Below are 18,893 nucleotides of genomic sequence, written 5' to 3'. Positions count from 1 at the left end.
CTTTACCTCCTAATCTTCTGTCAGAGACGCATTTTTCAACTGCGACTCAGCAATTTCTCGATAGATGTCATTGGTTTCCATCAATTCTTCATGACGGCCACGACCAACGATTTCACCTTTATCAAGGACGATAATCTGGTCAGCATCCATGATGGTTCCAACACGCTGCGCAACAATCAATACCGTAGCATCTTGCGTCACTTCCTTGAGACGACGTCGTAAGATTGCATCTGTACGATAGTCCAAGGCTGAGAAGGAATCATCAAAGATGTAGATATCTGGACCCTTGATAACCGCTCGTGCAATCGACAAACGTTGTTTCTGACCACCTGATAGGTTGCTTCCCCCTTCAGCCAGATGCGTCGCAAAACCTTCTTCTCGACTTTCGATAAAGTCTTTGGCTTGGGCTACATCAGCTGCTTGGTGCAAGTCCTCATGACTGGCATCTTCTTTCCCATAACGGAGATTGTCTGCGATAGTCCCTGTAAAGAGCAAGGCTTTTTGTGGAATAAATCCAATTTTCTGGCGGAGTGATTTGAGACGGTAATCCCGGACATCAACACCATCGACCTTAATTTTCCCCAGTGTAACATCATAAAAACGAGGAATTAACTGAACCAGGGTAGACTTACCTGACCCAGTCGAACCGATAAAAGCAATGGTTTCTCCCGGTTTAGCAGTAAAGGAAATATTATGCAAAACAGGGCTTTCTGTTTCCCCAGGATAGGCAAAGGTCACATTATCAAATTCTAAGTAACCATGTGTTTCTGTTTCTTGAATTCCGTCCTCATTTGGATCAATGGAAATCGGCATATCCATGATTTCCTTCAAGCGTTCACTGGATACGGCCGTTCTAGGGTACATGGTAAAGAGGTTTGACAAGAAAAGGAAAGACAAGAGGGCATGGAAACTATACTCGATGAAGGCTACCAAATCCCCAATCTGCAAACTTCCTTGTTGGAGAGGATCTAGAGCAAACCAAACAATTGCCACAATCATAGCGATAATGATTTGCACAAAAAGAGGTTCGGTCAAACCAGTCAATTTGAACAAACGATTTGAATTATCTGCATAGATTGCATTTTTCTCTTCGAAACGGTTTTCTTGGAAATCTTCACGAGCAAAGGCACGAATCACTCGTAGCCCCATCAAATTTTCACGGACATATTGATTTATCTTGTCTAGTGTTTTCTGTTGTTTTTCAGATAAGGGGCGCGTTTTCACTGCCACATAAAGGACTACTACAGCTAGGAAAGGAACGGAAAAAGCGACAATCCAGGCTAGTGAGGGACTAGTTAAGAAAATCATGAGAATACTCGACAGCATCATCATGGGAGTGATAACACCCAATTTAAGCGTCTGCTCTGCAAACTGCATAAGGACAAAGGCATCACTAGTAATACGAGTCACCAATGAAGAAACACCAATTTGTTCATATTCGTGATGAGAATACTCTTGCAGCTTTGCATAGACATCATCCCGCATGTCCTTAACCATATTCGTGGTCAATTTACTAGCAGCATAAGCTAGAACAACCCGCCCAAATGTTCCCAAGACGATAATAACCAACATGATGATGGCCCAAAAATAGAGTTTATCCTGGTCACCTTGGTTGATTCCCTGGTCAATCATGCGGGCCAAAACTGTTGGTAAACCTAGATTGACAATGACAAAGAAAATTGCCCCGAGAAAGTCTAACACTAACCACTTGGGATAGCGTTTGAGATAAGACCAAATATACAGCATGATTCTCCTTTCTTTTTCTTCTAATACTCTTCAAAAATCAAATTCAAACCACGTCAGCTTCGTCTTGCCGTACTCAAGTACAGCCTGCGGCTCGCTTCCTAGTTTGCTCTTTGATTTTCATTGAGTATAAAATGCAGAAAAGAGCGTGCTTACGCACGCCTTTTTACTAAAAAGAAGACAGGCAGCCAAAACCTCGAGAGGGGGAACTGTCTGTCTCAGATATTTGAAGCTTATTTTACAAAGTCAAGCAATGCCAAGAAGCTTTCTGGGTCAAGTGATGCACCACCAACAAGAGCTCCGTCAACGTCTGGACAAGCCATGTATTCAGCAACGTTTTCAGGTTTAACTGAACCACCGTATTGAACACGTACTTTGTCAGCTACTTCTTGACCGAAGTCAGCAGCTACAACGTCACGAACAACTTTACACATTTTTTGTGCATCGTCTTGTGAAGCTGATTTACCAGTACCGATAGCCCAGATTGGCTCGTATGCGATAACTGTTGAAGCTACTTGTTCTGCAGTCAATCCAGCAAGAGCAGCAGAAACTTGAGCACCTACGAATTCAGCTGCTTTACCAGCTTCGTAAGTTTCAAGGCTTTCACCACAACAGATGATTGGAAGCATACCGTTAGCAAAGATTGCTTTTGCTTTTTTGTTGATGTCTTCGTCTGTTTCGTGGAAGTAGTCACGACGTTCTGAGTGACCGATAACAACGTAGTCAGTACCGATTTCTTTCAAAACTTGTGGGCTAGTTTCACCAGTGAAAGCACCAGCATTTTCAAAGTAGCAGTTTTGAGCAGCAACTTTAAGGTTTGAACCTTTAGCAGCAGCAAGAACAGTTGTCAAATCAAGAGCTGGAGCTGCGATACCTGCTTCAACAAGGTCTGCTGAAGGAAGTTTTGATGCTACAGCTTCAACGAATGCTTTTGCTTCTTCTGGGTTTTTGTTCATTTTCCAGTTACCAGCGATAAATGGTTTACGTGACATTTCACATACCTCTTTTTTCATTTTATTTTCTACTTATTTTATCATATTTAAAGATAGCTTGCAAATCTTACTCTGTAACTAGAAGTCTTCTTTTCAAAAACTTTCCAGTTGCCGTTTTTATCTAGAAGCTGGCTTTCTCCTGGTTAATTTGACCACTGCTTCTGTTCTAGCCGTGTGTGGAAACATATCAACAGACTGGATATAGTGTAGATCATAGACCTCTACCAGACGGACTAAATCACGCGCCAAGGTAGACACATTGCAGGAAACATAGACCATCTTTTCAGGAGCATACTTGGCAATAGTATCCAAGAGCTTATCATCTAAACCTGTACGTGGCGGGTCCACAATCAAAGCATCTGCACGATAGCCTTCCTTGTACCAACGGGGGATGATTTCTTCTGCAGTTCCTGCTTCATAGTGAGTATTGGTATAACCCATGCGCTTAGCATTTTCTTTGGCATCCTCAATAGCTTCTGGAATAATATCCATCCCTCTCAAGCTTTTGACTTTCTTAGCAAAGGCAAAACCAATGGTCCCAACACCACAATAGGCATCAATCAGATGGTCATTCTCATTTACGTCTAAGGCCTTAACGGCTTCACTATAGAGAATTTCTGTCTGTTCAGGATTGAGCTGGTAAAAAGCTCGTGGTGAAAGAGAAAATTCATAATCAAGAACACCCTCGCGTATGCTATCCTGCCCCCAAATAATCTCGGTCTTGTCTCCATAAATCTCACTGGTTTTTGCAGTATTGGTATTGACTGCAACTGTCACCACTTCTGGAAAATCCTTGACTAGGTCTTGAACTAAGAGAGTCAGATTCAATTGACGGTTGGTGACGATAATGATTTGAACCTGCCCAGTTTTCCGTGCTCGACGAACCATGATAGTCCGAACCCCAAGAATTTTCCGTTCATCTGTAATCGGAATTTGATGATAGGTCAAGAGTTCAGCAATGCGATTGGCAATAATCTGCGTCTCCTTGTCTTGAACCAGACAGTCTTTTAGCTCAACCAAGTAGTGAGAATTCTGAGCATACAAACCTGCCTTGACTTGACCTTTAAACTTTCGCGTTTGAAATTGCAGTTTAGCCCGATAATACTTGGGTTTCTGCATGCCAATGGTTGGTCTGATTTCATAGTTTTCATAGCCAGCAGGTGCAAATTTCTTCAGAGCTTGATGAAGGAGATCTGTCTTGAACTCCAGCTGCTTGTCATAATGCAGATGCATGATTTGACAGCCTCCACACTCATTATAAATGGTACAGTCTGGAACCACTCGAAACTTAGATTTTTTATTGACCTCAAGCAGTTTAGCCTCAACGTAGTTACGCTTAACCGAAGTCACCTGACAATAGATATCTTCTCCCTTGAGGGCACCTGGAACAAAAACGAGGGTTTTCTGGAAAAAACCAATTCCTTCCCCGTTAATCCCCATGCGCTTAATTTTTAATGGAATTTTTTGTTTGACTTTTAGATTCATAAGTCTATTATACCACGTAGTTTCTCAATGGTTAAGAATATGTTACAATAAAACCATGAATACAAAGATATCTTTTTCCTCATTGGATTTTCCTGAGCAATTACGAACTTATATAGAGGGGGCAAGCCTTTCTGACAGCTCTTCTCATTCAGGCGCAAGGGTCCTTTATCTTGACTCAGGTTACTATTTAAAAATAGATCAAAAGGGAAGAATAGAGCGAGAAGCTGGCATTGCAAGGTGGTTTGAAACCAAAGGACTGGGAACTCCAGTTATCCACTATCTATCTACAGATAAAGACTACCTCCTGACTAAAGAGGCTATTGGTCGTAATGCTCTCGCTTTTTTAGATCAGCCAGAAAAAATCTGCCGAACAATGGCAGAGGCTCTTAAAAAGCTTCACAACTTAAACCCACACAATTTTCCATCAGAAAATCATTTAAAATCCTACAAAGACAGAGCCTTTAAAAACTATGAAAAAGGTGAGTTCTATGCCAAGGCGCTCCTACCCCAATTCCAGATTAGCAGTCGCGAAGAGGCCTTCCAACTCATCCAAGAACAAGGGCACCTTTTAAAGACAGATGCCTTCATTCACGGGGACGCCTGTCTACCAAACTTTATTCTCAAAGATGCTGACCATTTCTCTTGCTTCATTGATCTTGGTTTGGCTGATTTCAGTGATCGACATATCGATCTCTTTTGGGCAATTTGGTCCCTCAATTACAACTTAAAAGATCCCAAATATGCTGAACTATTTCTCGACTATTACGGGAGAGAGCTGGTTGTTAGCAACAAACTTCGACTCGTTGCTGCCTTTGAAGCATTTGGATAAAAGGAAAAACATGAAAATCACAAAACTTGAAAAGAAAAAAAGACTCTATCTGCTCGAACTTGATAGCGACCAAACCTGCTACATTACCGAGGATACCATTGTTCGCTTTATGTTAACAAAAGGGAAAGAAATCTCAGCTGAGGAACTAACTGAGATTAAATCCTTTGCGCAATTTTCCTACAGTAAAAATCTAGCTCTCTACCACTTATCCTTCAAGGCCCGTACTGAAAAAGAAGTTAGAGATTATCTTGCCAGACATGAAATTGATGAGAAAATCATTCCCCAAGTCATTCAGTCTCTAAAGAATGACAACTGGATCAATGACCGCCAATATGCACAAGCTATCATCAATTCCAATCAGCTTTCAGGAGATAAGGGAAGCTATATGCTGATGCAGAAGATTTCTCAAAAAGGGGTTGCTAAGTCTATCATCCAAGAAGTCTTACAAGAATTTGATATGGAGGAAGTCGCAGAGCGTACAGCTGAAAAACTACTGAAAAAATACCAAGGGAAATTACCTGCCCGCGCCTTACAGGACAAGATTATCCAAAATCTGACCAACAAAGGGTTTTCCTACTCAGAAGCCAAGGCTGCCTTTGATCAACTTGATAACCAGATCGATGAAGAAACTGTTCAGGAGCTAATTTTCAAAGAGCTCGATAAACAATACCCAAAATACTCACGAAAGTATGAAGGATACGAACTCAAGCAACGTTTAACCCAAGTTTTAGCTAGAAAAGGTTATGATTTTTCGGATATAGCCAGCGCTCTCAGAGAATATCTTTAATTTTTTCATGAAAAAACTAAGAACTTTAAACAAAAATGTGATACAATAGTAAACGATAAACTTATAAATTGTAGAAAGTTGGTTAGTTATGAAACTTCCAAAAGAAGGCGACTTTATTACAATTCAAAGTTATAAGCATGATGGAAGTCTCCACCGTACTTGGCGGGACACCATGGTACTAAAAACAACAGAGAACGCTATTATCGGCGTCAACGACCACACACTTGTTACCGAAAGTGACGGTCGTCGTTGGGTAACTCGAGAACCGGCTATTGTTTACTTTCACAAGAAATATTGGTTTAATATTATCGCTATGATTCGTGAAAATGGTATCTCCTACTACTGCAATATGGCTAGTCCTTACTATCTGGATGAAGAAGCTTTAAAATACATTGACTATGATTTGGATGTTAAAGTTTTTACAGATGGTGAGAAACGCCTCTTGGACGTTGAGGAGTATGAACGACACAAGCGAAAAATGAAGTATTCTTCTGATCTAGACTATATTCTGAAAGAGCATGTTAAGATTCTTGTTGATTGGATTAACAATGAGCGAGGTCCTTTCTCAGAAGCCTATGTCAACATTTGGTACAAACGCTACGTAGAACTAAAGAATCGGTAAAGTTGTCAGAGGTCAGGATTAAAATCCTGACCTCGTTTTTTGATTTTCAACAAGCCTTTGAGTAGCGACTAATTGAACTGTTTATCAGCCTTCTAAATTTCAAAAAGCTCCTTTAAGCAAAACTTCATTTTTATCCACAAATCTTAAGTCTCAACTAATTTATTGAAGTCTCGCAAGACTCGGACTAGGAATTCAAAGGTCGGTCCATCGACTTCTCTCCATCACCTTTTCCTAGCAAAAAACCTGCCACATTGGGCAGGTTTTCGTCTAAATATCTAACTTCGTAACAGTGAACTTGATATGCGAATAGTCTTTTTCGATATCCTTATCTACCATAAAGGCGGTTGCATCCTTCTTAACCTGTACCAAGTCAATATTCTGTGCTTGAGCTGCATAGACACAGCCACAGTAACATTGGCGATAAATGTCGTACTCTTCACACATTTCTACAGAGCGTTTATAGCCTTGATTTTTCTTAAAATCACTCGGAAGATAATGAGTGGTGTAGATTTTCTGCACATCAATCCCGATACTATTGATGGTTTGTGAATTTTTGTGAGGACTGATCGTCAGGGCCGAACCAAAGTAGTCAAAGCCCAAGTCCATAGCCACTTGAGCTGTCTTATCCAGACGATAGTCAAAACAAACCTTGCAACGATCGCCACCTTCAGGTTCTTCTTCCAAACCTCTGACCAGCTGACGGTATTCGTTGGGTTCATAGGGTGCTTCTAGATATTGAACCTTGTTGCCAGTTCGTTCATTGAAATCACTGACAAACTTTTTTGTCACATAGGCACGCTTGTGATACTCAGCTTTAGGATGGATATTTGAATTAGCAAAATAAATAGTTACATCTGCATACTTGGTCAAATACTCTAAAGTATAGGTGCTGCAAGGAGCACAACAGACGTGCATGAGAATGGTTGGTCTTTCTTCATTTTTTTCCCAAACTTGAACCATCTTTTGCATGACTCGGTCATAGTTGATCTTTTGATTGGGATTCATCTTACTTAGAATTTCTTCTACATCGATCATACTCTTCTCCTTTTCCTCTTGCTATTGTACCACAGGATGATCCTTTGGGCAAATAGGTTTTCGTGCTTTACTCAGTTTTTAAGTCCTTATCTAATAGCTTGCCCATCCTTGTCAGACTGATTATTAATATAGGATAAATTAAAAGCAAGATAAGACCTAGAACTAAAAAGACCGCTACAAGACCCCAACGATCAATCATCCAGCCCGTCAGTGGAAAAATGACAATCATGGAAAGACTAAAGAGCATGGAATTGATACTAAGCATAGTTGCTCTTACACTGGAAGGTAAATAACCTTGTAAATCATTGAAATAGATTGGCTGATAAACTGCATAGAGTGTATCAGTTAAAAGATATACAAGAAGAAAAGCAAAGGGGGTTCCTGAAAACACCAACAACAAGGCCAAGCCCGTTAGTGCAACAAGAGTCGGAAAAACTCGATTGCTATTCCATTTTTTACCGATTTGGCTAGCCACATAAACTGCCAATAGATTTAACCCACTACCAATCAGCATGACCAGCGATACCTGCCATCCTGCTAAGTCACTGATTTTCTGTTGATAGTAAAAGTAAAACATGCACATGAGTGTCCCGACTAGCTGATAAGTCATCATCCAGTAAAAGAGTACTGGTTTTTCCAGCCATTCTTTTCGAACTTGCAAGACAATCATTTTAAAGGTTAAGACTTCATTTTTCTCTCTCTTAGCCATTGGTTCTTTCATAAAATAAATCAAAATGATAGAAAGAAATGAAAATCCTATAGCAATCAGATAGGTCCAGGCCAATGCTCCGTGAATAAAGAAGCCTGCGACAACTGTACCTAGGGTTCGGGTGACTTCTGCCACACCAGACAAAAAGCTAGAAATCTGAAGATAACGGTCTTTTTGACCCGCTTCAACCGCCGAATCATATAAGAAAGCGGTGCTGGTTCCCGAGTCAAAATTGTAGGACCAAGCATTAACCATCATGGCAAGAGCATAAATCCAAAAATTCCCCTGACCAAACAAAATCAAGATAGAGGACACAATACTGGCCAAGCGAGACAAATAGAGATTGGTCTTATAACTAAATCGATCAGCCAACATACCAGATGGGATTTCACACAAGAGACTTGTCCCATGAAAAATACTCTCTAATAGACCGATTTGAAGCAAGGATAGACCATTTTGGATGAAAAATAAAATCCAAAAACTGGTAATCCCAAAATAAGAAGTAAATTCCAGACCTGCTAAGAGTGGAATATTGCGTTTGTAAGTTCTTTTAAACATTGTTTTCTCTCTTTCAATATGTAATATGAGTTTTTCTAAAAGACTTACTGAGATTTGCCTACATTTTCTCCACCTCTTTCATTTAAAGTAATACTCAATGAAAATCAAAGAGCAAACTAGGAAGCTAGCCGCAGGCTGTACTTGAGTACGGCAAGGTGAAGCTGACGTAGTTTGAAGAGATTTTCGAAGAGTATAAAAACGCCAGACGGCGTTTTTATGGCTATTATGGTTTGATACGGTGCAACATACGTGGGAATGGAATTGCTTCACGGATGTGTTTAGTTCCAGCTGCAAAAGTTACCATACGCTCGATACCGATACCAAATCCACCGTGTGGTACTGTACCGTATTTACGAAGGTCAAGGTAGAATTCATACTCTGTACGATCCATACCAAGCTCTTCCATCTTAGCCACAAGGGCATCGTAGTCTTCCTCACGCATGGAACCACCGATGATTTCTCCGTAACCTTCTGGTGCAAGCAAGTCTGCACAAAGCACACGCTCTGGATTTCCAGGAACTGGTTTCATGTAGAAGGCCTTGATGGCTGCTGGGTAGTTCATGACAAATGTTGGTACACCAAAGTGGTTTGAGATCCAAGTTTCGTGTGGTGAACCAAAGTCATCACCATGTTCAAGATGCTCGTAGTCAGCGTCTTCATCATTTTCATGCTCTTGCAAGAGGTCAATGGCTTGATCGTAAGTGATGCGTTTGAATGGCTCTGCAATGTAGCGTTTCAAAAGCTCAGTGTCACGTTCCAATGTTTCCAAGGCTTGAGGAGCACGATCAAGAACACCTTGAAGCAATGCTTTTACATAAGCTTCTTGCAAGTCAAGTGACTCATCGTGTGTCAAGTATGAGTACTCCGCATCCATCATCCAGAATTCAGTCAAGTGACGACGAGTTTTAGATTTTTCAGCACGGAATACTGGACCAAAGTCAAAGACACGACCAAGAGCCATAGCCCCAGCTTCAAGATAAAGCTGACCAGATTGGCTCAAGTAGGCTGGTGTTCCAAAGTAGTCAGTTTCAAAAAGTTCTGTAGAATCTTCTGCCGCATTTCCTGAAAGAATTGGGCTATCAAACTTCATAAAGCCGTTCTTGTCGAAGAACTCATAAGTTGCATAGATGATGGCATTACGAATTTGCATGACAGCGACTTGCTTACGAGAACGAAGCCACAAGTGACGGTTGTCCATCAAGAAGTCTGTTCCATGTTCTTTTGGAGTGATTGGGTAATCTTGAGATTCACCGATAACTTCGATGTCTGTAATATCCAATTCGTAACCAAATTTAGAACGCTCGTCTTCTTTAACAATCCCTGTCACGAAAACAGATGTTTCTTGACTTAGACGTTTGATGGTGTCAAATTTTTCAAGACCTACTTCTTCTCCAAATTTTTCGATAAAGTTTGGTTTAAAAGCTACACCTTGGAAAAAGGCTGTTCCATCACGCAATTGCAAGAAAGCAATTTTCCCTTTTCCTGATTTGTTGGCAACCCAGGCTCCTATGGTCACTTCTTGACCAACGTAGTCTTTTACTTCGATAATTGTTACACGTTTTGTCATCATTTATCTTCCTTTTTTCGTTTAACTTGTCCAAAGACATTGTTACCCACTATTGTACCACAAATAATGCCTGATAGCTAGCTAGTTTAACAGAAATTCATAAGTTTTTAGCTACCAAAACCTCCGCCATAAGGACGGAGGTCTGACTTCTTATTTTTCCATAAATTGGTGCAAACGACGAATGGCTTCTTTAAGAGTTTCCAAGTCTGTCGCATAACTGAGACGAACATTCTCCGGTGCTCCAAATCCGGCTCCTGTAATCAAGGCCAGACCAACTTCCTCAAGGATAGCTGTTGTAAATGCTGTTACATCTGTATAGCCTTTCATCTCCATGGCCTTTTTGACATTTGGGAAGAGATAGAAAGCACCTTGAGGTTTGACTACTTCAAAGCCAGGGACTTGACACAAGAGTGGATAGATGGTGTTTAAACGTTCCTCGAAAGCCTGACGCATAGTTTCTACAGAGTCTTGTGGACCAGTTAGCGCTTCGATGGTTGCATATTGAGATACCGCAGTCAGGTTAGAAGTCGTTTGACCAGTCAATTTGCTCATAGCAGCAATAATTTCTGGATCACCAACTGCATAACCCACCCGCCAACCTGTCATGGCATAAGCTTTAGATACACCATTGATGACGATGGTTTGCTTGCGAATGGCTTCTGACAGACTAGAGATTGGGACAAATTCATTTCCATTATAGACCAAACGACCATAAATATCATCTGCTAGGATGAGAATATCATGTTCAACAGCCCAATTTCCGATAGCCAAGAGTTCCTCACGAGAATAGATCATACCGGTAGGATTAGATGGTGAGTTCAGAACCAAGACCTTGGTCTTATCTGTACGAGCCGCTTCTAATTTCTCCACGGTTACTTTAAAGTGATTGTCTTCCTTAGCTTGGACAAATACTGGAACACCACCAGCCATCTTAACCTGGTCTCCATAGCTGACCCAATATGGTGTTGGAATAATGACCTCATCGCCTGGATTGACTACAGCCATAAAGAAAGTATAGAGGGAGAACTTGGCACCGGTAGCAAATGTGACCTCATTAGCCGCTACAGAATAACCATAATAACGTTCAAAATAGGTATTGACCGCTGCTTTTAATTCAGGCAAACCTGAAGCTACCGTATAGAAAGACGCGCGACCATCTCGAATGGCTGCAACCGCAGCATCCTGAATATTTTCAGGAGTATGAAAATCGGGCTGACCTAAAGTTAAGAAAAGAATATCTTTTCCTTCAGCCTTTAATTTCTTTGCTCTTGCATCGCTAGCCAAAGTCACACTTTCTTCCATTTCTAAGACACATTTAGATAATTTCATAGTTTCTCCTTTTCGATTAGGGCACCAGATTCAAAATCCACTAGATAGTAGTCTCCACCAGACTTGATTTCCCAGACGGGTTTATCAGCATACCGTCCAAAGGTAATCGTGTCAATATCAGTTGCTCCTTTTTCTCTGACAACTGCTTCTGCTTTTTCTTGTGAAGTGCCACGTTCTAGTTGATATACGTAAATATTGTTATTACTTTTCTCTATTAAAACAGCAACTTGTTTCTGATTCTTATCTTGACCAAGAACACTATAATAGCTTTCTAAGCCATTAAAAATATCAACCTGACTGACCGTTTCTAGATTTGCATACTGCTTGGCAAGCTTTTCCCCTTCTACCTTTGCTGTCTGATAAGGCTTCATGCTAAGCCACACCAAATAGAGAAAGGAAGAAGTCACAACTAGAGCCAGCAGGGTCAAGCCAATACTGTACTGAAATAATAAGGAATTTTTTTCTTTTTTCTGTCTCATTTTCACTCGTCTATTTTACCATCTATCCAAGTGAATTACAAGTGAATAAAGGAGGAGGATTTGGCTCGGAACTTCTCTTATGACAGGAATATATGACGCTTGAATCATTGATTTCACAGACTTTTTATAATCTCTACTCCTAAAAATAATCTTGACTATCATCGATTTTTATTTTCTGGGCAAATTTCTTGCAAATGATTTCGTTTTGTTGTAACATTGTTTGTAACAACAGAGAAAGCTCTGATTAAAATATAAAGGAGACTCCCTATGTCTAAAAAAGTATTATTTATCGTTGGTTCACTTCGTGAAGGTTCCTTCAACCGCCAAATGGCGCTAGAAGCTGAAAAAGCACTTGCTAAAAATGTTGAAGTCAGCTACCTTGACTACTCAGCAATCCCACTTTTTAACCAAGAACTTGAAGTTCCAACTCTTCCAGCTGTAGCAGCAGCTCGTGAAGCTGTTCTGGCTGCTGATGCTATCTGGATTTTCTCTCCAGTCTACAACTTCTCGATCCCTGGTACAGTGAAAAACTTGCTTGACTGGCTTTCACGCGCAATTGACTTGTCTGACACTCGTGGAGCATCTGCTCTTCAAGATAAAATCGTTACTGTGTCTTCAGTAGCAAATGCAGGTCATGAACAACTCTTTGCAATCTACAAAGACCTCTTGCCATTCATCCGTACACAAGTTGTAGGTGAATTCACTGCAGCTCGTATCAATGATTCTGCTTGGGGAGATGGCAAATTAGTCCTTGAAGGCAGTGTTGCTACTTCACTAAAACAACAAGCTGAAGACTTGGTTCAAGCTATTCAATAATTGAATTGAAAAAAAGATAGTAGAAAATGTTAGTTCTACTATCTTTTTCTTAATCAACTAATTCATCAATCATACTATGTTTTAGTGGTAAACTACACATCACTAACAGGAAAATAAAAGATGATTGAATCCAAAATAGCGCTAAATCAAAAATTCCGTGCACAGCTACTACTGTCAAGAAAGAGAGGTAAAGTCCAAGGATAGGACGCTTACTAGGTACTTGACTCATATCAATCAACATTCGTACCGGAGTGGCGGAGGCAATCCCCAAGAGAACGGTACCGACAACTCCATAACTCAAAATCGTATCTATATAAATACTATGAGCATGTTCATGATAAGGTGCTCCAATACGAGGGAAAGAGTGCATGTAGGTTAGCGGTCCTTCACCCCAGAATGGATTTTGCTTAAACAAGGCCATTCCAGCATTCCAGATAGAAACACGTTCTTCCATAGATGAATCTAAGGTTCCCATTCGAACACCCAAATCACTCGAAAATAGAAAGGCTAAACCAACCCCAAAAACTCCAATACTAAGCCAGAAGGCACGCCAGTTTTTAATGGTCGTGAAGAGGTAAATGATGGCTCCAAAGATGATGGCTGGAAAAGCTGTACGATTCTGCGTAAAGTTTAAACCGAATAAATTAGCAAAGATGGCAATCATAGAAAAGATTCGTAACCATCTTAACTTCGTTGTGCTAATCAGATAAAAACCAATCATGATACAGAAACAACAGATAATTCCATAGTAATTGGGATTAAAGAAGGCAACTTCCGCTCGGTTTTGATGCCAAACCTGCATCCGTGGTGAGAGGAAGGTATAATCAAATTTCTTTACAATTTGGAAATGTTCCAAGGCTGCAAAGACTGCTGCCAAGACACTTGAGGCTAAAACTCCTTCAATCGTCAACCTGAAAAATTTAGGAGTCAATTGAGTTTGGTAATAGTAAAAGAAGATGGCAAACAGAAACATGGCCACCGAAGAAACTACTCCCATCACATTTTGTGCTAGAAGAGAAATTGCAGTGCTATAAGCAATAAAAAAGAGCAAGATAGGGTGTTGAGACAAACGTTTCAAGATTCCCTTCATCTCCCCGGTATATACTAACCAAAGTAAGTAAGAGATAAAAATAATAACAAAAAGATAAAAAGGGAGAAAAATACTCAGAATAACTCCTAAAAGAAGTCCTTCTTGTTTCGATAAACTTTTTAACTTTTCAATGACACCTATTGATTTCACAACAGATCCTTTCCTTCTGAATATCACATTCAGATAAATAAGCTATTAAAACATTTTACCATTTTTCAAGCGATTTGAAAACCTCTTTACCTCTATACTCCTAACTAAAACTGGGTAAAATTTTATAGTTAGCTAAGATTACTTGAAAATCGCTATCCTTTTTTAAAAATATGGTACAATAAATCTAATTGTTCCAGAAAGGGTCTAGCATGAAATCCTACCAAGAAGTCTATAAAATACTAGCTACTGAAACTGATTATCTAAGCGGAGAAAAAATAGCTGAAAGATTGAACTTATCCCGAACTTCCGTATGGAAGGCGATCCAACGTCTCCAACAAGAGGGGCTGGAGATTGACAGTATCAAAAATCGTGGGTATAAACTTCTGGACGGAGACCTTATCTTGCCTCAGGAAATCGAAGCGAATAGTCCCATTACTGTCCAGTTTAAACCCTCAACAAAATCTACCCAAACCGATGCTAAAGAGGCTATGGAAGCTGGTGCTAAAGGGGATAAACTCTACCTTTCCACTAGCCAAACTATGGGACGTGGTCGTTTTCAACGTCCCTATTATTCTCCAGATAAGGGGGGAATTTACATGTCCCTTCACCTACAACCCAATCTCCCTTACCAGAAACTTCCCGCCTATACACTTCTAACAGCTGGGGCTATCTACAAGGCTATCAAGAATCTTAGTTTGATTGATGTGGATATCAAGTGGGTCAATGACATTTATCTGAACCAGAAAAAAATTGCTGGTATTCTAACAGAAGCCATTACCTCCGTCGAAACTGGACTCGTTACAGATGTTATCATTGGGGTCGGGATCAACTTTTCTATCGCTGATTTTCCCAAGAATCTACAAACTAAAGCTGGAAGCCTATTTACTCAAAATACTCCCATTACTCGCAATGAATTGATTGCTGAAATCTGGAAATGTTTCTACGAAACAGAAGCCGATGAACTCCTCTATCTCTATAAAAAGCACTCTATCGTTTTAGGAAAAGAAGTCTCCTTTAAGCAAGATCACCAAACTATCTCAGGAAAAGCCTGTGACATCTCTGACCAAGGACAACTACAGATAGAATTAGCCACTGGTGAAAAAATTTGGCTCAATAGTGGTGAAGTTTCACTGACTAAATGGTAGCTCTCCTCGATGAAAAAAATCGACCTTCAATAAGAAAGGTCGATTTTTATTCTTTTATTTTTTCAAACGTTCAACGTCACGCGCGATAACGAGTTCTTCATCCGTTGGAATAACAAGTACACGAATTTTTGCTGCTTCTGTTGAGATATCTCCAGTCACACCAAAGACATTTTTCTCTGGATCTACATCACAACCGAACCAAGAAATACCAGTGATAACTTTTTCACGCACACCAGTTGCATTTTCACCAACTCCTGCAGTAAAGATAATGGCATCTGCTCCGTTTAGGACAGCCAAGTATTGTCCGATGTGTTTCTGGATACGATCAACGTACATTTCAAGAGCCAATGTTGCATCAGGATCACCTGCTTCCATTGCTGCTTGAACATCACGCATATCACTAGACTTACCTGAAACACCCAACAATCCTGACTCGCGATTGAGGATGCGACTGATATCTTCAGGCTTGTTAAAGTCCTCTGTATATTGCATTAAATATGGAATGATAGCCGGGTCAATATCCCCTGTACGAGTTCCCATCATAACACCACCAAGTGGAGTGAATCCCATTGAGGTATCAACAGATTGACCACCCTTAACAGCTGTAATAGAAGCACCATTACCGATGTGACAGGTAATCAATTTCAACTCTTCAAGTGGGCGTCCCAAGAGTTTTGCTGCTTCTTGTGCAACGTACTGGTGACTTGTACCGTGAGCTCCATATTTACGAACCTTGTTTTCGGTATAATACTTAGTTGGTAATGGATAACGGTAGGCTTTCTCTGGCATTGTTGTGTGGAATGATGTGTCAAAAACTGCTACACTTGTGATCTCTGGCAACAATTCTTTGAAGGCACGAATTCCAGCAGCATTTGCAGGGTTGTGCAATGGAGCAAGAAGTCCTAGTTCTTCGATTTTTTCTAGAACATCCCCTTCAACAACTGTAGACTCTTTGAAGTATTCTCCACCTGCAACAACACGGTGTCCAACACCAGTAATTTCATCATAAGCTTTGATAATATCAAAACGGATCAAGTCATCAAGCAAGATTTTTACAGCCAAAGTGTGGTTTTCAATGTCAAGAACTTGCTGTTCTGAACGACCATCAAACTTAACTGTAGAAATAGAATCTTTCAATCCAATGCGTTCAATCAACCCTTTTGCAAGTACTTTTTCTTCTGGCATTTGGTAGAGTTGCCATTTCAAACTTGAGCTTCCAGCGTTAATTGCAATGGTTTTTGTCATAATGTTTCCCCTTTTTTAAGCGTTTTCAACTATTATATCAAAATTTATACTAGATTTCATGTTCTTGACACCAATTTTGAAAATTTTCCTTAAATTCCAACAAAATTTCAGGATCACGAAGACTAGCAAGTGGATAAACGAATGGCTCAAAGCCTTCTACCACCTTCTTTTGTACAACAAAAATGGTCTTAGACTGGGCTCCTTGAGCGAAGAGATCCTCTGGTAAAGCTACGATAGCTACTAGTTGAGCCTGATCAGTCAGCCAGGATTTCAAGAGGTCACTCTGGGGACTCGTCAAAAGATCTGTTGGAGCAAGGAAAATAGCATAGCCTCCCGTCTTAAGATACTTGAGAGATTGCTCCATTAATAGATGATGAGCATAAGTATGTTCATCCTTTGCTGCCACTTGATAACGTGAGGCAATCTGATCGTCTGGGTAGTAGCCAATCGGGAGGTCGCTCACAATAAAATCACTTTCTTTTAATACTTGTGGACGTACTGCATCTCCTTGGACAAAGCCCATTTGAAGATCCATAACTTCAGCCATACTCGCCGCCAGATCAATCAAGAGGTCGTCTATCTCAATCCCTAGGTAATCTACCTTTTTGTTCATGGACGTTAAAAAGCTAGCCCCCAGAATTCCCATCCCAGAGCCCAATTCTAGTAGACTTAGATCTTTAGCAGGCCACAATTGCTCCATCAAAAAAATCATCAAGTGACCAATCGCATCTGGTGTAAACTGGTGGTTGGCCTGAAGAGGTTCCGTTTGCGCTGCCTTCATTAATAAGAATTGGTAGGTTCGTAACCACTCTTCTTTTCGAAGAGCCAATCGTTTTAAAGCTTGATTGTTTTTCTTGACATCTTCCAGATTTGTCTGACCATCCAGATAGATTCCATTTTGTTCAATCAAGGCATCGTAAAAATTTGTCGCCAAATCGTTTTGAATGATTTGGACATTTTCTAGTAAATAGGTATATGCTTGTTCAATTTTTTCAAAATCCATACCCTTATCTTACCAAAAATAATGTCCTTTTTCCAGATTTTCATAATTGTGAAAATGAAAAAAAGAAAATCTACCTCCTCAGTAGACTTTCTCTGTTTAACATTTATTTCCAAGCACCACTGGCATCTACATAATATCCATCTGGTGTGCGTGTATTGCTAAGCATATTACCAGATGAAGCCAGATAGTACCACTTACCATTATCTTTGATCCAACCTGTTGCCATTGCACCAGAATCTTTTAGGTAATACCAAGAGCCGTTATCTTTGACCCAGCCTGTTGCCATTGAACCTGAGTCTTTTAGATAATACCAAGTACCACCATCTTTAAGCCAGCCTGTCGCCATTGAACCTGAGTCTTTTAGGTAATACCAAGAGCCGTTATCATATAACCAATCAGCTGAAATCATAGCTCCTGATGATTTAAAGGCATACCAGCTGCCACCTTGATGAAGCCATGTTTGATTAAACATAACCCCTTTATCATCCATGAAATACCAGCTTTCCTGATCCTTAATCCAAGCATCTTTAACTAGTTGGCCTTGTTTTTGATAGTACCAGTTTTGTTTTGATTTTAGCCAGCTAGCAGTTTCAAAGATTGGAGAAAGTTCTACATATGATCCACTACTATTATATTTCCGAACAATTCTTCCTGGTTTAATTAAATTAAGAGTTCCTTCTTCACGCCAGGCAACAACAGATTTTCCTGATGTTTCAGTTGGAAGGTTTGCAATATAAGATTCATTTAGAGAATCCCATGAACTTTCTAAGATTTGATCCCCATCGAGAACAAAGTAACCACTCTTAGCGTCATCTGAATAAACATCGTCAACTACTTTAGTCGACCAAGTCTTCACTTCATTTCCACTCTTAGCTTCTACCACAATATTCCCACGGTATCCATAAGGGATATAAAAGTGTAGAAAACGTCCCATATCTTCAGTTTTAGATACTGTTCTTTCCTCAGCTAAGAAGTTAGTATTTTGCTTTTCTCCATTTAAACTAACTGTCCATTCGATTTCGCTAGTACTAGGCAGATCTAACACTTTAATATTTACTTCGTATCCATTATTAATCTTACTAACTTTCCCATTCTCGTATCGAATACCACCCTTAATAGGCCATACCTCTTGTAGCTCAAAAGCCTTGGCAGATTGAGGGAGAGCCAGCATAGCTAAACCTGCCAATGATAAACTAAATAGTGTAATTTTTTTCATGAGATTTCCTCCTGTTTTGATTCATGTTAATTATATCACTATGTTATTTTTTTGCAAGAGATATCCTAAATTTATATAGGAAAAACCTCTGAG

At 40.0% G+C, this 18,893-nt stretch carries 17 protein-coding genes; 5 read left to right on the top strand and 12 right to left on the bottom strand.

What is annotated here, in order from left to right; genetic code table 11:
• Positions 1 to 9: 9 nt before the first annotated feature.
• The 3 genes from AXE83_RS03290 to rlmD form a co-directional block, all read right to left on the bottom strand.
• Complete coding sequence (locus AXE83_RS03290; RefSeq protein ID WP_060955423.1) at positions 10 to 1,746, bottom strand: ABC transporter ATP-binding protein; 1,737 nt, start codon at positions 1,744 to 1,746, stop codon at positions 10 to 12.
• A gap of 230 nt (positions 1,747 to 1,976) precedes the next feature.
• Entirely contained in the window at positions 1,977 to 2,735 is a 759-nt protein-coding gene (gene tpiA / locus AXE83_RS03285) for a triose-phosphate isomerase (protein WP_000087887.1), read from the bottom strand.
• Positions 2,736 to 2,852: 117 nt separating this feature from the next.
• Positions 2,853 to 4,220 (bottom strand): 23S rRNA (uracil(1939)-C(5))-methyltransferase RlmD, encoded by a 1,368-nt coding sequence (rlmD, locus tag AXE83_RS03280; protein WP_060955422.1) that lies wholly within the window; start codon positions 4,218 to 4,220, stop codon positions 2,853 to 2,855.
• Between the two features lie 55 nt (positions 4,221 to 4,275).
• Between rlmD and AXE83_RS03275 the strand changes: the two genes are divergently transcribed.
• The 3 genes from AXE83_RS03275 to ntdP all read left to right on the top strand — a co-directional run bounded on the left by AXE83_RS03275 (position 4,276) and on the right by ntdP (position 6,458).
• Positions 4,276 to 5,049, top strand: coding sequence for an aminoglycoside 3'-phosphotransferase (locus AXE83_RS03275; protein ID WP_060955421.1), 774 nt, complete (start codon positions 4,276 to 4,278; stop codon positions 5,047 to 5,049).
• 10 nt (positions 5,050 to 5,059) lie between these two features.
• Entirely contained in the window at positions 5,060 to 5,836 is a 777-nt protein-coding gene (recX, locus tag AXE83_RS03270) for a recombination regulator RecX (RefSeq protein ID WP_060955420.1), read from the top strand.
• A gap of 88 nt (positions 5,837 to 5,924) precedes the next feature.
• The gene (gene ntdP, locus AXE83_RS03265; RefSeq protein ID WP_000775325.1) at positions 5,925 to 6,458 is read left to right on the top strand and encodes a nucleoside tri-diphosphate phosphatase; all 534 of its coding nucleotides are present in this window, start codon (positions 5,925 to 5,927) and stop codon (positions 6,456 to 6,458) included.
• A gap of 267 nt (positions 6,459 to 6,725) precedes the next feature.
• Here ntdP and AXE83_RS03260 read toward each other — a convergent pair whose 3' ends face one another.
• From AXE83_RS03260 to AXE83_RS03240, 5 genes are all read right to left on the bottom strand, one after another.
• A complete protein-coding gene (locus tag AXE83_RS03260) occupies positions 6,726 to 7,493 on the bottom strand; it encodes an epoxyqueuosine reductase QueH (protein ID WP_000567559.1) in 768 nt (255 codons plus the stop codon).
• A 67-nt stretch (positions 7,494 to 7,560) separates the two neighbouring features.
• Entirely contained in the window at positions 7,561 to 8,760 is a 1,200-nt protein-coding gene (locus AXE83_RS03255) for an MFS transporter (protein ID WP_060955419.1), read from the bottom strand.
• A 223-nt stretch (positions 8,761 to 8,983) separates the two neighbouring features.
• Positions 8,984 to 10,327 (bottom strand): asparagine--tRNA ligase, encoded by a 1,344-nt coding sequence (gene asnS / locus AXE83_RS03250; RefSeq protein ID WP_083279616.1) that lies wholly within the window; start codon positions 10,325 to 10,327, stop codon positions 8,984 to 8,986.
• Positions 10,328 to 10,477: 150 nt separating this feature from the next.
• Entirely contained in the window at positions 10,478 to 11,656 is a 1,179-nt protein-coding gene (locus AXE83_RS03245) for a pyridoxal phosphate-dependent aminotransferase (RefSeq protein ID WP_060955417.1), read from the bottom strand.
• Entirely contained in the window at positions 11,653 to 12,141 is a 489-nt protein-coding gene (locus AXE83_RS03240) for a cell wall elongation regulator TseB-like domain-containing protein (protein WP_060955416.1), read from the bottom strand. The genes AXE83_RS03245 and AXE83_RS03240 overlap by 4 nt, the downstream gene beginning before the upstream one ends.
• 261 nt (positions 12,142 to 12,402) lie before the next feature.
• Between AXE83_RS03240 and AXE83_RS03235 the strand changes: the two genes are divergently transcribed.
• A complete protein-coding gene (locus AXE83_RS03235; RefSeq protein WP_060955415.1) occupies positions 12,403 to 12,951 on the top strand; it encodes an NAD(P)H-dependent oxidoreductase in 549 nt (182 codons plus the stop codon).
• Between the two features lie 49 nt (positions 12,952 to 13,000).
• Here the strand turns inward: AXE83_RS03235 and AXE83_RS03230 are convergent, their stop codons facing one another.
• Positions 13,001 to 14,191 (bottom strand): O-antigen ligase family protein, encoded by a 1,191-nt coding sequence (locus AXE83_RS03230; protein WP_060955414.1) that lies wholly within the window; start codon positions 14,189 to 14,191, stop codon positions 13,001 to 13,003.
• Between the two features lie 209 nt (positions 14,192 to 14,400).
• Between AXE83_RS03230 and birA the strand changes: the two genes are divergently transcribed.
• Positions 14,401 to 15,336, top strand: a complete 936-nt coding sequence (gene birA, locus AXE83_RS03225) for a bifunctional biotin--[acetyl-CoA-carboxylase] ligase/biotin operon repressor BirA (protein WP_060955413.1) — start codon at positions 14,401 to 14,403, stop codon at positions 15,334 to 15,336.
• Between the two features lie 54 nt (positions 15,337 to 15,390).
• Here the strand turns inward: birA and AXE83_RS03220 are convergent, their stop codons facing one another.
• The 3 genes from AXE83_RS03220 to AXE83_RS03210 all read right to left on the bottom strand — a co-directional run bounded on the left by AXE83_RS03220 (position 15,391) and on the right by AXE83_RS03210 (position 18,800).
• Entirely contained in the window at positions 15,391 to 16,581 is a 1,191-nt protein-coding gene (locus AXE83_RS03220; RefSeq protein WP_060955412.1) for an acetate kinase, read from the bottom strand.
• A 49-nt stretch (positions 16,582 to 16,630) separates the two neighbouring features.
• Entirely contained in the window at positions 16,631 to 17,584 is a 954-nt protein-coding gene (locus tag AXE83_RS03215) for a class I SAM-dependent methyltransferase (protein WP_060955411.1), read from the bottom strand.
• A 103-nt stretch (positions 17,585 to 17,687) separates the two neighbouring features.
• Positions 17,688 to 18,800: an N-acetylmuramoyl-L-alanine amidase family protein gene (locus tag AXE83_RS03210; RefSeq protein WP_060955410.1), complete on the bottom strand. Its 1,113-nt coding sequence runs from the start codon at positions 18,798 to 18,800 to the stop codon at positions 17,688 to 17,690.
• Positions 18,801 to 18,893: the final 93 nt, after the last annotated feature.

The sequence above is a fragment of the Streptococcus sp. oral taxon 431 genome, assembly GCF_001553685.1.
GTDB lineage: Bacteria > Bacillota > Bacilli > Lactobacillales > Streptococcaceae > Streptococcus.
This window is presented reverse-complemented; position numbering and strand designations above follow the sequence as displayed.

Coding starts and splice junctions, on each gene's coding strand:
- asnS (WP_083279616.1), bottom strand. CDS start 10,327: ATGACAAAACGTGTAACAATTATCGAAGTAAAAGACTACGTTGGTCAA.
- AXE83_RS03215 (WP_060955411.1), bottom strand. CDS start 17,584: ATGGATTTTGAAAAAATTGAACAAGCATATACCTATTTACTAGAAAAT.
- recX (WP_060955420.1), top strand. CDS start 5,060: ATGAAAATCACAAAACTTGAAAAGAAAAAAAGACTCTATCTGCTCGAA.
- AXE83_RS03235 (WP_060955415.1), top strand. CDS start 12,403: ATGTCTAAAAAAGTATTATTTATCGTTGGTTCACTTCGTGAAGGTTCC.
- AXE83_RS03275 (WP_060955421.1), top strand. CDS start 4,276: ATGAATACAAAGATATCTTTTTCCTCATTGGATTTTCCTGAGCAATTA.
- AXE83_RS03220 (WP_060955412.1), bottom strand. CDS start 16,581: ATGACAAAAACCATTGCAATTAACGCTGGAAGCTCAAGTTTGAAATGG.
- ntdP (WP_000775325.1), top strand. CDS start 5,925: ATGAAACTTCCAAAAGAAGGCGACTTTATTACAATTCAAAGTTATAAG.
- AXE83_RS03260 (WP_000567559.1), bottom strand. CDS start 7,493: ATGATCGATGTAGAAGAAATTCTAAGTAAGATGAATCCCAATCAAAAG.
- AXE83_RS03255 (WP_060955419.1), bottom strand. CDS start 8,760: ATGTTTAAAAGAACTTACAAACGCAATATTCCACTCTTAGCAGGTCTG.
- AXE83_RS03245 (WP_060955417.1), bottom strand. CDS start 11,656: ATGAAATTATCTAAATGTGTCTTAGAAATGGAAGAAAGTGTGACTTTG.
- tpiA (WP_000087887.1), bottom strand. CDS start 2,735: ATGTCACGTAAACCATTTATCGCTGGTAACTGGAAAATGAACAAAAAC.
- AXE83_RS03290 (WP_060955423.1), bottom strand. CDS start 1,746: ATGCTGTATATTTGGTCTTATCTCAAACGCTATCCCAAGTGGTTAGTG.
- birA (WP_060955413.1), top strand. CDS start 14,401: ATGAAATCCTACCAAGAAGTCTATAAAATACTAGCTACTGAAACTGAT.
- AXE83_RS03210 (WP_060955410.1), bottom strand. CDS start 18,800: ATGAAAAAAATTACACTATTTAGTTTATCATTGGCAGGTTTAGCTATG.
- rlmD (WP_060955422.1), bottom strand. CDS start 4,220: ATGAATCTAAAAGTCAAACAAAAAATTCCATTAAAAATTAAGCGCATG.